We start from the raw sequence: 638 nt of genomic DNA, 5'->3' as shown, positions 1-638 counted from the left end.
GGCCGAGGCCGAGCTCGCCCCCCTGGAGGCGGCCCTGCACCAGGGTGAGCTGGCGCTGACTCGCCTGGCGGCCGAGAAGGCCGCCGCCGAGACACAGCTGGCCGAGCGGGAGCAGCGCCTCCCCGACCTGCAGCGCCAGCATGACGACACCCAGCGGGCCCTTCGCGCCCTGCTCGGCGAGCACGCCTCGCCGGCGGCGTGGCAGCAGCGGCTCGACGCCGCCGAGGCCGAGGACCGCCGGGCCCGGGAGGACGCCCTCACCCGCCGCCACGCCGCCGAACAGGCGCAGCAACGCCTGGCCCAGCGACTCGCCCATCAAGAGCAGCAGCTCGCCTCCCTGCAGCAGGAGGGCTCACCCGCGAGCTCGACGCCTGGCGGGCGCGGCACCCCGAGCTGGACGACGCCACCCTGGCGCGGCTGCTGGCCCAGGGCGAGGAGGAGGCCCGCGAGGAGGAGCGTGAAATCGAGGCGGCCGAGGCGGAGCGCCAGCGGGCCGCCGCCGCCCTGGCCGAACGGCGCCGGGCGCTGCTCGACCACCGCCGCGACCAGGGACTAGACCACGAGGACGGCGGCGACGAGGCGCTGCTGGGCGAGCACACCGCCGAGGCGATCGCGCGGCGCCGGGGCGAGGTGCAAGC

At 77.9% G+C, this 638-nt stretch carries 1 pseudogene; it reads left to right on the top strand.

Going from position 1 to position 638, the window contains the following annotated elements:
- Window positions 1–556, top strand: a pseudogene (locus tag J5F18_RS07305) (hypothetical protein); the annotation flags it as partial.
- Between the last annotated feature and the right edge of the window lie 82 nt (window positions 557–638).

The organism is Halomonas sp. BM-2019 (assembly GCF_017584085.1).
Note: the sequence above shows the minus strand (reverse complement) of the source record. Positions and strands in the feature narration are given on the sequence as shown.